10 protein-coding genes are annotated in these 15,126 nt (G+C 57.9%); 2 read left to right on the forward strand and 8 right to left on the reverse strand.

The window, feature by feature from the left end; all coding sequences use genetic code 11:
• Window positions 1–27 precede the first annotated feature (27 nt).
• From purL to OSH04_RS12645, 8 genes are all read right to left on the reverse strand, one after another.
• Window positions 28–4,089, reverse strand: a complete 4,062-nt coding sequence (gene purL, locus OSH04_RS12610) for a phosphoribosylformylglycinamidine synthase (protein ID WP_266108595.1) — start codon at window positions 4,087–4,089, stop codon at window positions 28–30.
• A 232-nt stretch (window positions 4,090–4,321) separates the two neighbouring features.
• The gene (gene greB / locus OSH04_RS12615) at window positions 4,322–4,915 is read right to left on the reverse strand and encodes a transcription elongation factor GreB (RefSeq protein ID WP_009457980.1); all 594 of its coding nucleotides are present in this window, start codon (window positions 4,913–4,915) and stop codon (window positions 4,322–4,324) included.
• A gap of 17 nt (window positions 4,916–4,932) precedes the next feature.
• Window positions 4,933–5,781: a 3',5'-nucleoside bisphosphate phosphatase gene (locus OSH04_RS12620; RefSeq protein WP_060185962.1), complete on the reverse strand. Its 849-nt coding sequence runs from the start codon at window positions 5,779–5,781 to the stop codon at window positions 4,933–4,935.
• Between the two features lie 6 nt (window positions 5,782–5,787).
• Window positions 5,788–6,684: an alpha/beta fold hydrolase gene (locus OSH04_RS12625; protein ID WP_266108690.1), complete on the reverse strand. Its 897-nt coding sequence runs from the start codon at window positions 6,682–6,684 to the stop codon at window positions 5,788–5,790.
• A gap of 121 nt (window positions 6,685–6,805) precedes the next feature.
• Window positions 6,806–9,274, reverse strand: a complete 2,469-nt coding sequence (locus tag OSH04_RS12630) for a DNA internalization-related competence protein ComEC/Rec2 (RefSeq protein ID WP_266108596.1) — start codon at window positions 9,272–9,274, stop codon at window positions 6,806–6,808.
• Between the two features lie 200 nt (window positions 9,275–9,474).
• Window positions 9,475–10,308: a TatD family hydrolase gene (locus OSH04_RS12635; protein ID WP_266108597.1), complete on the reverse strand. Its 834-nt coding sequence runs from the start codon at window positions 10,306–10,308 to the stop codon at window positions 9,475–9,477.
• Window positions 10,309–10,382: 74 nt separating this feature from the next.
• Window positions 10,383–11,096 (reverse strand): ABC transporter ATP-binding protein, encoded by a 714-nt coding sequence (locus OSH04_RS12640; RefSeq protein ID WP_009457989.1) that lies wholly within the window; start codon window positions 11,094–11,096, stop codon window positions 10,383–10,385.
• Complete coding sequence (locus tag OSH04_RS12645; RefSeq protein WP_266108598.1) at window positions 11,089–12,363, reverse strand: lipoprotein-releasing ABC transporter permease subunit; 1,275 nt, start codon at window positions 12,361–12,363, stop codon at window positions 11,089–11,091. Before OSH04_RS12645 ends, OSH04_RS12640 begins: the two co-directional genes overlap by 8 nt.
• Window positions 12,364–12,405: 42 nt before the next feature.
• Here OSH04_RS12645 and OSH04_RS12650 point away from each other — a divergent pair, with 42 nt between their 5' ends.
• On the forward strand, window positions 12,406–13,353 hold the full coding sequence (locus OSH04_RS12650; protein ID WP_266108600.1) for a hypothetical protein: 948 nt from the start codon (window positions 12,406–12,408) through the stop codon (window positions 13,351–13,353).
• On the forward strand, window positions 13,335–15,044 hold the full coding sequence (gene recJ / locus OSH04_RS12655; RefSeq protein ID WP_266108601.1) for a single-stranded-DNA-specific exonuclease RecJ: 1,710 nt from the start codon (window positions 13,335–13,337) through the stop codon (window positions 15,042–15,044). The genes OSH04_RS12650 and recJ overlap by 19 nt, the downstream gene beginning before the upstream one ends.
• Window positions 15,045–15,126: the final 82 nt, after the last annotated feature.

Genomic DNA, 15,126 nt, shown 5'->3' on the forward strand with positions numbered 1-15,126 from the left:
CCAAAAATCGATTATACGCGTAAGCAATTACGCAATCCAGACCCGAGCGTTGCGAAACATCCGCATCCAGGGAGTAAATCCACCATTTGCCATCTGATCAGCACCCTGATCGGCGGCGCCCCACTGCTCTGGCGTCCAGGACATCATGACGTTACGCGTCACGCGTTCCGGGTGAGGCATCATGATGGTGAAGCGGCCATCTGCCGTGGTTACGCCGGTCAAACCGTAAGGGCTGCCGTTGGGGTTCAGCGGATACTGTTCGGTGCGCTGACCGCGATGATCCACAAAGTGAACCGCAGCGGCGACCTTGGACGCATCGCCTTGACGCTGGAAGTTGGCAAAGCCTTCACCGTGAGCCACGGCTACTGGCAGGCGCGTTCCTTCCATGCCCTTGAAGAACAAGGATGGCGAAGAGGCAATTTCCACACTGGAGAAACGAGCTTCGTATTTTTCCGACTGGTTACGGGTAAAGCGTGGCCAGAATTCTGCACCTGGAATCATGGGAGCCAAAGCGGCCATCATCTGGCAACCATTACAAATACCCAGACCGAAGGTATCGCTGCGACCGAAGAAGGCAGCAAACTGATCCGACAACTGGTTGTTGAAACGAATGGTCTTGGCCCAGCCTTCACCCGCGCCCAGAACGTCGCCGTAGCTGAAACCACCCACAGCCACCATGCCCTGCATGCCTTCCAGCGATGCGCGACCCGACAGCAAATCGGTCATGTGTACGTCAACGGCTTCGAAACCGGCCGTGTCAAAGGCCCAGGCCATTTCGACCTGGCTGTTGCAACCCTGTTCGCGCAAGATGGCAACGCGTGGGCGCTTGCCGGTAGCGATGAAGGGAGCAGCAATATCTTCTTGCGGGTTGAACATGACACGCGGCGAGATGCCTGGATCTTGCACGTCTTCCCAGCGATCGAATTCAGCCTGTGCGCAAGCGGGGTTATCGCGACGCTCCATGATGCGGCGGCTAACTTCACTCCACTGTTGCGCCAGTTCCACACGAGGGGCTTGGTAAATGCAAGCACCATCGCGATAGAACTCGACCTGATCAGTCTTGTTCAGACTACCAATCACGTGGGAGTGAGCCGACAAACCTGCTTCACGCAGAGTTTGCATGACCTGATCACGCTGGGCCAATGGCACCTGGATAACAGCACCAGCCTCTTCGTTGAACAAGGCGCGCAAGGTGATTTCATCACGCTGCACGGAAACCTGTTCGGCACGAATCTTGTAATCGCCCCAATCGGCAGCATGAGGGTCGATGGTCAGCATGTCCAGATTCACGGACACGCCGGTGTGACCCGCAAAGGCCATCTCGGCCACGGTCGCGGCCAGACCACCGTCGGAACGGTCGTGGTAGGCCAGGATCAGATCCTGGTCGGCCAATTGGCGAATCACCTTCACAAACGCCAGCATGGCTTCGGCGTCCTGCATATCGGGCACGGACTGGCCAACCTGATTGAAGGCGTGAGCCAATACGGACGCACCCATGCGCTGCTTGCCCTGCCCCAGATCAATCAAGACCAAAGCGGTATCGCCCACATTGGTTTGCAGTTGGGGGGTCAGCGTGCGACGCACATCCGCCACTTGAGCAAAAGCGGTCACCACCAGGGAAACTGGCGAAATCACCTGACGGGACTCACCGTCCTGCTCCCAGCTGGTACGCATGGACAGGGAGTCCTTGCCCACAGGAATGGACAGGCCCAGGCTCTGGCACCACTGGCTAACAGCCTGAACCGTGTCGAACAAGGCAGCGTCCTGGCCATCCACGCCGCAAGCGGCCATCCAGTTGGCGGACAATTTGACGTCTTTCAGGTCACGCACATCGCTGGCGACCAGGTTGGTCAGGGCTTCAGCCACAGCCATACGGCCCGAGGCTGCAGCGTCGATCATGGCGCTAGGACTACGCTCGCCCATGGACATGGCTTCGCCACGTACGCCTTCAAAGTCAGCCAGGGTCACGGCGCAGTCGGCCACAGGCACTTGCCATGGGCCAACCATCTGATCGCGACTGCACAGGCCACCCACGCTACGGTCACCAATGCTGATCAGGAAAGTCTTGTTGGCCACAGTGGGGTGACGCAGCACCCGGTGCATGGCTTCGGTCAACGGAATAACGGTCAGGTCCAGCGGTTCGGCCACGCCGTCCAGACGCTTGACGTCGCGTTCCATGCGTGGGGCTTTACCTAGAATCACATCCATAGGCACGTCAACAGGACGTTCCTCGATGCTCTTGGGGGTGTGCACTTCGTCCACGCCAGGCAGGCCTTCGCCGAAAGTCACGCGCAATTGGCGCTCTTCAGTCGCCACACCCACGACGGCAAAGGGGCAGCGCTCGCGCTGAGCAATGCGCTCGAAACGCGGCAGATCCTTGGGCAGAATGGCCAGGACGTAACGCTCCTGGGATTCGTTGGACCAGATTTCAGCAGGCGACAGACCCGACTCTTCCAGAGGAACGCGAGTCAGTTCAAAAATAGCGCCACGCTCGGCATCGTTCACCAGTTCCGGGAAGGCGTTGGACAGACCGCCCGCCCCCACGTCGTGGATGGCAATAATGGGGTTATTCTCGCCCTGCTGCCAGCAGCGGTCGATCACTTCCTGGGCACGGCGTTCCATCTCCGGGTTACCACGCTGCACGGAGTCAAAGTCCAGTTCAGCACGGTTGGCACCCACGCCCATACTGGACGCAGCACCACCACCCATACCAATACGCATACCAGGACCACCCAGCTGAATCAGCAAGGCGCCCACTGGCAAAGGATCTTTGTGAGTCAGGCGATCGTCAATCGAACCCAGACCACCAGCAATCATGATGGGCTTGTGATAGCCCCAGCGCTGATCGCCAGCCGTTTGCTCAAAGGTACGGAAGTAACCCAGCAGATTAGGACGACCAAATTCGTTATTGAAGGCGGCACCACCAATCGGGCCTTCAATCATGATGTCCAGCGGGCTGGCGATACGGTCAGGAATGCCGTGGGAATCTTTTTCCCAGGGTTCCATTTGCTCAGGGAAGCACAGATTGGACACGGTAAAGCCGGTCAAACCTGCTTTGGGCTTGGAACCACGGCCTGTTGCGCCTTCGTCACGAATCTCGCCACCGGCACCGGTAGATGCACCGGGGAAAGGAGCAATTGCGGTTGGGTGGTTATGAGTTTCCACCTTCATCAAGGTGTGAACCAGTGCTTCGTGGCGCTGATACACAGGCTCGTTGGCCTGATCATCAATACCGGCATGGAACAGAGTAACGGGGCCGCCCGTCATGATGGCGGCGTTATCCGCATAAGCCACCACAGTGTTTTCAGGTTGAGCCGCGTGGGTTTCGCGAATCATGCCAAACAAGGTCTTGCCCTGGTTTTGACCGTCAATTACCCACTGTGCGTTAAAAATCTTGTGACGACAGTGTTCGCTATTGGCTTGCGCGAACATCATCAATTCCACATCGTGCGGGTTACGACCCAGACGCGTGAAGGCATCCATCAGGTATTCAATTTCGTCCTCGGACAGCGCCAGACCCATTTCCTCGTTGGCCTGCTTCAAGGTCGCCACGCCACCACCCAGAACATCCACGGTCTGGATGGGCTTGCCTTCCAGTTGGGTGAACAGCGCCTGACCGTCAAACTCCAAACCAACCACGGTTTCGGTCATGCGGTCGTGCAGCAAGGCAGCCAGTTGCTCCAGCTGAGCCTGATCCAGTTCCTTGGCACCCAGCAAGCCACGCTTGGGGGTGATGATGTAACGCACGCCACGCTCGATACGACGTACCGCTTGCAAGCCACAGTTATGAGCGATGTCAGTCGCTTTACTGGCCCAGGGTGACACGGTCCCCAAACGAGGAATGACACGCAGAACCAAGGCGCCTTTAGGCGGCTGAGGGTCCAGCGCAGGCAGACCATCATCCAGCAGGTCGCTGAGGTGCTGACGCGCACTGGCATCCAGGCCGGACTCTTCAGTCCAGACATAGTATTCGTGCAAGGCAAGAATGTCGGCAACAGGCAGTTGACGCTGCTCGACACGCTCTAGCAAACGCTCACGACGAAATGCGGAGAGCACGGACGAACCGGGAAAGTACAGGATTTGGCTCACGATACGGGAGGGGCAAAAAAGGTGGGAGAAATAGAAAACACGCCATTTTAACCGGAAGCGACACAAGAGGTCACATCGGTAAATGGCGTGCACAAAAAGGGAAAATTCAGTTCAAACAAGGGGGCCGCAAGCGGGGCTGGAGACACAGCAAACCCGGCAAGCTCGACAAGACGTCTTGAGGGGCCGGAGCGATTCGCGCCCCGTAATCTCCAATACGGACCCGGTACGGCGTTCAAATCGGGCTGTCTCCATCCAGATCAGGAGCTGGTGCGGGTTCGGGATAGGACACTTCCAGAATATCCAGCTCTTCCTTGCCGGCGGGGGTGCGCAGCACCACGGTGTCGCCTTCACGCGCCTTGATCAGGGCCCGGGCCACCGGCGAAATCCAGCTGATACGGCCCTGCAAAGGCTCGGCCTCGTCCACGCCCACAATGGTGATGGTGAACTCTTCACCCTGGCTGTCGCTATAAACAACGGTTGCACCAAAGAACACCTGATCGGGATTGGGCTGCAAGCCGGGATCGACCACTTCGGCAATTTCCAGACGCTTGGTCAGGAAGCGGATACGGCGGTCGATTTCCCGCAGGCGTTTTTTACCGTACAGATAATCGCCGTTCTCGGAGCGATCACCATTGGATGCCGCCCAGGAGACGATCTGCACCACCTCGGGACGTTCCTTGTTCATCAAATGGCTCAGTTCGCCACGCAAACGGCGATACCCCAGGACCGTCATGTAATTCTTGGTCCCACTGGGTAGCGCACTGGCCGGGGCGTCCAGATCGTCGTCATCGTCCTGATCGGACTCTTTCACAAAGGCTTTATTCATCGTTTTCAAGGCTCCTGCTAGAGCCACTCCTGCCAAACGGGTTTCAATCCAGAGGGCAAAGGCGGTAAACCGCCTAAATCAACACGCCCTTCGCTGGGACCATGAAAATCCGAACCACAGGACACTTCAAAACCATAGCTGCGTGCTACCTGGGTATACACGCTGTATTCCTGCGGAGTGTGACTGCCCGTCAGCACTTCAATCCCCACACCACCCAATTCCAGAAACTGGGTATACAAGGCATGGCTGCGGGTGCCGTCCAATTCGTAACGTCCGGGGTGGGCAATAATCGCCTTGCCGCCGGATTCACGTATCCAGCCCACCGCCTCTTCCAGGCTGGCCCAGACGGTTTCCACAGCGGCAGGCTTGCCATCCGCCAAGTAGCGGCGAAAGGCCTCATTCATATCAACGCAGTAACCTTGCTGCACCAGAAACCGCGCAAAGTGCGTGCGGCTGATCAGTTCAGGATTGGCAGCAAATGGAACTGCACCTTCATAGGCATTGGGAAAACCCAGTTTTTCCAAGCGGTCACCCATTTGACGGGCGCGTTGCTCGCGGCCAGCACGCACATCATGCAGCGCCTTTTGCAAGGCAGGATGGTTCGGGTCCACGCCCAGGCCCACAATGTGGATAGTCTTATTCGCCCAAGTGACGGAGATTTCTACCCCGTCCACAAAGCGTATGCCCAGATCTTCGGCGTATTGCCGGGCCAATTTCAAGCCACCGATTTCGTCATGATCCGTCAGGGCCCACAGTTTCACACCGTTAGCATGCGCACGCGCGGCAAGTTCCGCGGGGCTGAGCACACCATCTGAGTAAATGGAATGGCAATGCAAATCAACGGGTAAGCGGGCCTGAACACTCATAAGGGGCTATCCAGCTAGAAAGTAGTCGATATGGTCGATTTGCTCGGCATTGCGCAGCATGGGCGCATGCCCCACATTGGGAATAGTCACCAATTGCGAATTGGGATTGCGTCGCAACATTTCCTGGGCCGCTTCTGGCTTCAAGAGATCGGACTCTTGGCCTCGCACGATCAGAACCTTGTCCGGCAAACCCTCATAGGCGCCCCACAACAAAGCCTGTGCCGCTTGCAAATCCACATCCGCTTGCTGAGCAAAGGCTTGCGACAAGCGCAAATCGTAATGGCGACGCCATTTGCCTTCATGTTCCACAAAGACGTGGCGGGACATATCGGCCCACTCTTCAGCGGAATGCTCCCCGAAGGAAGCCGAGACGGAACGTACATACTCCACCGCCTGCTCGAAGGTATCAAACAGCACGGATTGCCCAACGTATTCACTGATGCGTTGCAGCCCTGTCATATCCAGCGCCGGGCCTACATCGTTCAGAACGACTCGACCCAAAGGCAGTTGCAAGGGCTCGACACCCAGACCTGGTCCGGGGCGAGCCGGACGCAGCAAGGCTGACATGGCTTGCGCGCCTTGCAAACCCAAGGCAATCAAACCGCCCATGGATGTGCCCACCCAATCCAGCCGTGCCGGCTGCAATCGGGCAATCAATACCAACATGTCGGCAACGTATTGAGGAATGGCGTAAGCGGCTGGATCAATCAGCCAATCAGAGCGGCCACGTCCCACAACATCGGGGGCTACCACACGGTAGCGTTCGGACAGGCGCTGAGCCAATTGATCAAAATCCCGGCCAGTACGTGTCAAACCATGCACGCACATCAAGACCTGATCGTTACCGGGATCGCCCCACTCCCAGTACGCCATGCGGTGCGTACCGGAGGCACTGGCACACATAACCCAATTAAGGCGCGGCTCCTGAAGATCAGTTGTCATGAACGCTCAGACCAGAATTTGACAGATAAAGGACTATTGTAGCCCAGCCCGAGGGCTTTACTATGCCGTTTCTGTCCTGCCGTCAGGGCGTTGCTGGGGACTGCCAGTAGCGGGCGTGACGATCACGCTCGCCAAAGTAATACAGGGCCGAAGGACGCGACTCCACAGTCAAAGCGCCCCAATGATCGGTACGCAGGAATAAAGCGCCGGAGCGTTCCCAACGCGTTTGCACCTGCGCATGTGGATGCCCAAAGCGATTCCACCATCCTAGTTGAGCAATCGCCAACCCCGCTTGCATGTGTTTCACAAAATGCGCCCCCGAGGAGGTCCGGGAACCGTGATGCCCGACTACAACGACATCAACAGGCCCCAAGCCCGCCGCCACAATGGCTTGCTCCTGCGCCACACCGGCATCGCCCAAAAGCAAGGCGCTGTGTCGGGCACCTCGAATTTCCAGCACACAGCTGATGGCATTCTTATCTTCCTCGCTACCATAGGCGGCCTTGAATCTGGCTTCATCCGCAGGGGGCCACCAGAACCGGAAACGTACGCCGTCTACCTCCCAGTGCACATCCTGCTCACAGCGCAGGGCCTGCTCCGGGCGAACAGTGGAGCCAGCAGGCACAGCCAGCAAACGCTCCTCCCGATTCAGATGCGCGTCCAGATCAAAGCTGCTATAGGAGCGGCTAACCGGTACCGCCTGCAATACGCTGCGCGTCCCGCCCACATGGTCCATATCGGCATGAGACAACACCAAAGTATCGATCCGCCCTATTCCCTTGGCTTTCAACCAGGGCGCAATGCTGCGTTTGCCTTCATCGGAATCAGGGCCGTAGCGGTTTCCCACGTCAAACAGCAACACCTGACTGCGAGTACGCAGCACCACCGCACTACCCTGGCCTATATCCAGGGCAAACAAGTCCCAGTCCCCTTCCTGCAATAAAGAAGGTCGCAAAGCCAAGGCGGGCACCAGCAGAGACAGGCCGCTCAAGCGGGACACAAAGCCTTTGGGCAAAAGTAATAGCAGCACCCCCAGCAAAGCCAGAACTGTCCAAGCCCAGTGCTGGGCAGGCACTGGCACACTGGCAAGGCTACGCTCCGCCAGCCAGATCGTAGGCTGCATGGTGAAATCCAATACAGCATGAGCAAGATTAGCGACAGACTCGCACCAACTTGACGGAGCCTGTAGCGCCGCCAAAATCAACAAGAGCAGCACCAGCGGCGTCACAACTGAGCCGATCAAGGTGATGGCATACGCATTCGCGGGCAAGGAAGCCAAGGATATTTCATGGAACAAGGGGGCCAGAGCGGGCAACAAGGCCAAGGTAATCAGCACCTGCAACTGAGTCGCAAACCAGATCCGCCGCCCCCAGCGCTGCCACCAGGAGCCTGGCTGCGGCACCTGCCCCATCAAAGCGCCAAACGCGAACAAGACCGAAACAGCGGCGAAAGACAGATAAAAGCCGGTGGTCAGCCCCGCCCATGGATCATGCAAAACCACAAACAGAGCTGCAATCAGCAAAGTCCGGCTGGCTCCCAAATGTAAACCCCGAATACGGCAGACACCCAGCACCAGCAACATCAAAAAAGTACGCTGGGCAGGAACACCCCAGCCTGCGATGACGCAGTAAGCACCCGCCCCGGCAATACCTACCGAGGTCGCAGCAACCTGAGCAGGAACTTGTTCGGCCAATACCCAGCGCCCCCAACGAACACGTCGCCAACACCAGGACACTAAGGCAGCCAACAACACGGCCAGGAACGTAACGTGCGTGCCGCTGATGGAGACCAGGTGCGTCAGGCCACTGCGATTGAAGATCAGCCAATCCGCTGCGGCGATACTGGCCTGATCTCCCAAAGACAAAGCCAGCATCACCCCGCCCCAGCGTTGTTCTTGTACGTAGGGCATCAGGACGTTGCGCAAATGATGGCGTAGACGCTCCGTCCATGTGAACCAGGACTGCGCCGGATCGAAGTCCAATCGTTGTGGCTGACCCCGCACACTGCCCACAGCCCGCCAGCCTTGAGTCATGGCATGACGTTCTGCGTCAAAGCCATGAGGGTTACGGGCTCCTTGAGGTGGACGCATCAATAAAGACATGCGCCAGCGCTGACCGGGCATCAGCTCGGGGAAGCTTTGTACAGACGGCTCACGGTACAAGGAGCGATGGCCTTGAGCCGCATTCCAGCGAACCAGAATCTGCTCGGGCAAACCGGGCGGCTGGGAGTTCAGGACGCGTGCCTGAAACTGTCTGTAATTCGGCCCTACCTGTACCAAGGACTGGATTTCCAGCTCTACCCGACTGACTTTATTGATGTCAGTGACCGGGACGGATTGAGCCAGCCGGCCCTGTATATGCCAAATGCTGTAGCTGGCTCCCAAGCAGGCAAAGACCAGAACATAAGCAAAAGAAAAACGCTGCGCCAGCAAGATGCTCACAACCACAGCACCCAGCCACGGCCAAACAGGCAAGGCCAGATACGAAGGCTTCAGGAAATGGGTGAATGTGGCTGCGGCCACAAAAGCGGCTAAACACGCACGCCCTGTCATGGGCTCTGCCCTGCCATCGTGATCTCCACGCAAATCTATAGCGTAGAGTTCAGGCGTGCCTCAAAGGGTCGAAACAAGGACACTTTGCTCATATCGGCTTGTACCGATAGGCAAAACGCGCCTCTTACCTGACAGATAAACCAGGAGTGAAAGCCCAGTGAAAAAGCAGTTCTGGCAACATCAAAAAGCCTGCCCCCAGCCTAATACCCCTGGCTAGACAAAAACGCATCCAGCCTTGGCAAGACTCGTCGTGCCGTGGCCCCGGTCTGGCGAATGACATCAGCCACGCCCGTCCCCCGCAGCTCTGCAAGACTCTCCGCGACTCCTTTCACCTCAGCCGGCTCATTGCGAACCGATGCCAAGGGAGTCCCCGGCTCCACCAACCAGGACGGCGCCAAATCCGGCGCATCGGTCTCCAGCACAATATCATCAAGACTCATATCCTGCGCCAGACGGCGAATCTGCTTGGCTCGTCCAAAGGTCATGGCCCCACCAAAACCCAGCGCACAGCCTTGGCGTACGAACATCTGCGCCTGCTGCTCACTACCGTTAAAAGCATGGGCGATTCCGCCTACTCCCGGAAATTGCCGCAGATATTTCAGTACCCGGTCTTGAGAGCGACGCACATGCAGGAGTACAGGCAAGCCATAGCGTTGCGCCATGGCCAATTGAGCTTCATAAAGCCATTCCTGATGACGACTAGCCTCTTCGGTTTTCAGCTCTGGCACAAAGTAATCCAGACCGATTTCACCCAAGGCGACAAAACGAGGGTCGTCCAGACGCAGCTGGATTTCCTGCTCCAGGGCTTCCAGATCTACTGCCCCCGCTTCAGGAGTAAACAGGGGGTGAATCCCTAGCGCATACACGCCCCCGGTTGCTGCCATCGCGGTCTCACGGGCAGTTTGAAAGTCAAATACACCTACGGACGGCACCACAATCGAACGTACACCCGCCACGCGGGCACGCTCAATCACCTGCTCTCGGTCTTGAGCAAATTCGGGAGCATCCAGATGACAATGCGTATCGATAAGCATAACGAGACTCCCCACAAACCTCAGCCCCTCAAAGGGAAGGACGCGGTATGACAGCCCCACGCCCCTGCCAGGTATTAGACCCGGCGCTCGGACCTGATTTCCTGGGTCAGATAGCCCTTGTCCATGACCAGCTGACGATGGGCCAGGGAGGCCAGGGCCTGGTCATGGGTCACGATGACAAAAGCCGTGCCGAACTCTTCATTGACCCGGCTTAACAGTTCAAACATGCCTTCAGCGGTGTAACGGTCCAGATTACCGGTCGGCTCGTCCGCCAGCACGCAGGCAGGTCGTGTGACCAAAGCACGCGCCAAGGCCACTCGCTGACGCTCGCCCCCGGACAACTGACCCGGATAGTGATGCACGCGCTGGGACAAACCCACTTGTTCCAGAACCTGCTGAGCCTGCTCGCGCGCCTCTGGACGCTTCATGCGACGCACGATCAAGGGCATGGCCACATTGTCCAGCGCATCAAACTCAGGCAGCAAATGGTGGAACTGGTACACAAAGCCCAGCACCTTGTTGCGCAGCTGACTGCGTTCGCTTTCATTCAGACTCTCTGTCTGGGTGCCGTTAACCTCGATGCTGCCTGTATCAGGCTTATCCAGCAGGCCCAAAGCGTGCAGCAAGGTACTTTTACCCGAGCCGGAAGCGCCGATAATAGCCACCATCTCGCCACGACACACTTCCAGATTCACCCCGGAAAGCACTTGAATGCTGTTGCCACCTTCCTCGTAGTGGACGCTGACATCGCGCGCGCGCAGCACGGTTGGAGCGATAAGATCAGTCATGACGCAGCACCTGTGCAGGTTGAAGCTTGGAAGCACGCCAGCTTGGGTACAGCGTGGCCAGGAAGGACAGAACCAGCGAGACGATAGCAATCAGCACAATGTCATAGACCTGCGGATTGGAAGGCAATTCGCTGATGAAGTAAATCTGCTGAGGCAGGAATTTACGACCCATCAGGTTTTCAATAAAGGGCACGATCACGTCGATATTGTAGGCAATCAAGGTACCCAAACCGACGCCCAGCAAGGTACCCACAACGCCAATCAAAGCACCTTGCACCAGGAAAATACGGGCAATCTCGCTGGGGGTGGCACCAATAGTGCGCAGAATCGCAATATCCGACTGCTTGTCTTTCACGGCCATCACCAAGGAAGACAGCAGGTTGAAAGCCGCCACGGCCACAATCAAGGCCAGAATCAGAAACATCATGCGTTTTTCGGTTTGCACAGCTGCAAACCAGGTACGGTTATTGGCCGTCCAGTCCGACACCAGCACGTTGCGCGGCATTTTGCCGGCCAACTCCTGAGCCACCATGGGGGCCTGCTGCATATCTTTAATACGCAGACGCACACCACTATTGCCACTGTCGCGGAAAATCTTGGAAGCATCATCCACGTTCACAAAAGCCAGGCTGGCATCGTATTCGTAATAGCCGGAGGAAAACACGCCGGTTACCGTGAACTGGCGCATGCGCGGCGAAAAGCCGGCTGGCGAGATCGAGCCTTGCGGGGCCATCAGCATGATCGTATCGCCCGTACTGACACGTAACTGATTGGCCAACTGCTCGCCCAGCACAATCCCGAAAGTGCCTGGCTGCAGATTTTCCAGTCGGCCCATGACCATTTGCTGGGCCAGCTCGGACACCTTGCTTTCCTGATCAGGCTCAATGCCACGTACCTGCACGCCCATCAATTGATTACTGCGCACCAGCATGCCCTGACCGGCCACATAGGGGGCCGAGCCCACCACCGCCGGATTGGTCTGGGCTTTTTGGGCCAGCGACTTCCATTCATTCAGGACTTGCTGATGATCGGCATTGCGCACAATCAGTTCAATATGCGGCAAGACCGACAGCATGCGATCACGCACCTGGGTCTGAAAGCCGTTCATGACAGACAGCACGACAATCAGCGCGGCTACCCCCAGGGCAATCCCCGCCATCGAGCTGCCCGCAATAAAGGAGACGAAACGGTCTTTTCGTCCCCCACGCCGTTTGCGGCCCTTGGCCAGGCCGGCATACCGCGCTCCAATCCAAAATTCGTATCCCATGCGAGCTGCTATCGCCTCAAAGAAAACACTACAATCGCTGTCATGCAGATCGTAATCAACGGTGCGCTGCCGGAACCGGCCATCGCGCGCGAACTCATCAAACACTTGCCCCAGACGGCCCCTTCACTGGTTCAGTTACTGACTCAGGGCAAAGGCACGCTGTCGGTACGCGACCCGTCCGAGGACCTGTGCACGCCAGCACAAGCCTGGCTTTTGCACGCCCACGGCTTTACGGCGCACCAAGCCCAGCATCTTAGCGCAGGTCTGGCCCCTTTGCGGCTACGCCAGTTGAAACAAATCCACTCGGTGGCACCTGAAGAAGCTGTCTGGCTGGCAGAGCTGGTGCACATTGCCCCCTCTCGCGAGGGCGCCATGCTGATACCCAGCGAGCAACTGGCCTTGACTGAGTCCTACAGCCGCGCCTTGCTGGAGGCCATTCGCCCTTATCTGGACGAAACCGGCTTTCAATTCGAGTACATCAGCCCGGCCTTGTGGCGTGTCACTCCACCGGCTGATTTTACGGTGCAAGCGGCCTCCACAGAACTGGTCAGCCAAAGCAATTTGAATAATTGGTGGACTCAGGATGTGCAAACTCGCCCCTGGCGTCGTCTTATCAATGAATTTCAAATGCTGGCCTTTGCCCTGCCGGACAATCAGGAGCGCGAACAGGCGGGTCTGCCCAACGTGAACAGCTTGTGGCTGTTTGGCGGAGCGTCCTGCCAGCAATTAGGCCCCGAGCCCGCCGAACTGCGCATTATTGATGACTTGCAAGACAGCCTGATACGTCAAGACTGGGGGCTTTGGCTGCAACAACTGGCCGAGCTGGATCGTACTGTGCTCGCCCCCCTGGCCGCAGGGCCCATGCCAGAACTGGTGCTGACCGGACTGGACCGCTATGCTCACGTCGGTCCTGCCTCGCGCCGCATCTGGCCCTTGTCCCTGTTCAAACAAACCTCTAACTGGAGTCAGTGGTGGTCACCCCTATCCTGAAAAACCGTCCCGCTCAAGAAGCCGCCAGCCACGCCCTGAAACAGGCCGGGATTCACGACTTAATGGCCCGTCTGCTGGCCTCCCGGGGAGTGACCGATGCCACCCAGATCGATCCGGCCTGGCGCAACATGATTCCGCCCAATATGCTGACCCAGGCTCGTGAAGCCGCCGTCTTGCTGGCCGATGCCATTGCCCGCCGGGACCGCATGCTGATCATTGCCGACTACGACTGTGACGGCGCTACCGCCTGTGCAGTCGGCCTGCGCGCGCTGCGCAGCATGGGCGCAGTCGTGGACTTTCTGGTTCCAAACCGTTTTGAAACCGGCTATGGCCTGTCACCCGCCGTGGTCGAACTGGCAGAGCAACATCCCTCGGGCAAACCGGATCTGCTGATTACCGTGGATAACGGCATTGCCAGTATTGATGGTGTGGAAGCCGCTCATATGGCGGGCATGAAAGTTCTGGTCACAGACCACCACCTGCCCGGCGATGAGTTGCCCGATGCCCTGGCGATTGTGAACCCCAATCAGCCCGGCTGTGAGTTCCCCTCCAAGAACCTGGCCGGTGTGGGCGTTATTTTTTACCTGATGCTGGCTTTGCGTGCCGAGCTGCGTCAGCGCGGGGTATATGAGGCCAATGCAGGCCCACGCCTGAACGAACTGGCCGATCTGGTCGCCCTGGGGACCGTGGCCGACGTAGTCAGCCTGGATGCCAATAACCGCCTGATCGTCACCCAAGGGCTGGAGCGCATGCGCAAGGGCCAGATGCAGGCTGGGCTGCGCGCCCTGTTCCAGGTTGCTGGCCGCGATCCTCGTCAGGCCAGCGCCTTTGATCTGGGTTTTGCCCTGGGGCCACGCATCAACGCCGCCGGTCGACTGGCCGATATGGCCTTGGGCATACGCTGCCTGATCACGGATGACGAAGACGAGGCCGCTAATTTGGCTCGCGAACTGGAGGACATGAACCAGGATCGCCGCTCGATTGAGCAATCCATGCGCGAAGAGGCCCTGCGCGCAGCCGAACTGGCCGAACCGGACACCAGCGCCACTGTCTGCGTGTTCCACCCCGAATGGCACCAGGGCGTGGTCGGCCTGGTCGCCTCGCGTTTGAAAGAAAAGTACTGGCGCCCTACCCTGGCGTTTGCCCAAGGTGACGAAGGCGAGATCAAAGGTTCGGGCCGCTCTATCCCCGACGTACACCTGCGCGATGCGCTGGATTTGGTATCCAAACGCTATCCCGGTCTGATTCTGAAGTTTGGCGGCCACGCCATGGCGGCCGGCCTGACGATTGAAGAGGACAATTACGATGTGTTTGTGCAGGCCTTTGAAGAAGCCGTACAGGAACTGACCGGCCGCTATCAGTTTGATCCCGTCATCGAAACCGACGGTTCGCTGGAGCCCGAGCACATCAATATTACGGTGGCCGGAATGCTGCAAAAACAAGTCTGGGGCGCCGGTTTCCCGGCTCCTGTTTTCCGCGACAACTTCTTCGTGCGTCAACAACGTCTGCTCAAGAACAAGCACCTGAAGTTGAGCCTGGAGCGCAACGGCGAATACTTCGATGCGATCTGGTTCAACCGCGATACCTTACTGCCGGAAAATATCGAAGCCGCCTATCGCCTGGATCAGAACGAATGGAACGGGAACGTCAGCGTGCAATTTATTATTGAATATGCACAGGGGCAGGATTAAGCACTATCACTATCGCTATCGCCCAGTGTCCCTTTCCCGGAACCGCTGCTTATGCAGCGGTTTTTTTAATTACGACTAGCTT

This window comes from Alcaligenes nematophilus, assembly GCF_026344155.1.
GTDB classification, from domain to species: domain Bacteria; phylum Pseudomonadota; class Gammaproteobacteria; order Burkholderiales; family Burkholderiaceae_B; genus Alcaligenes; species Alcaligenes phenolicus.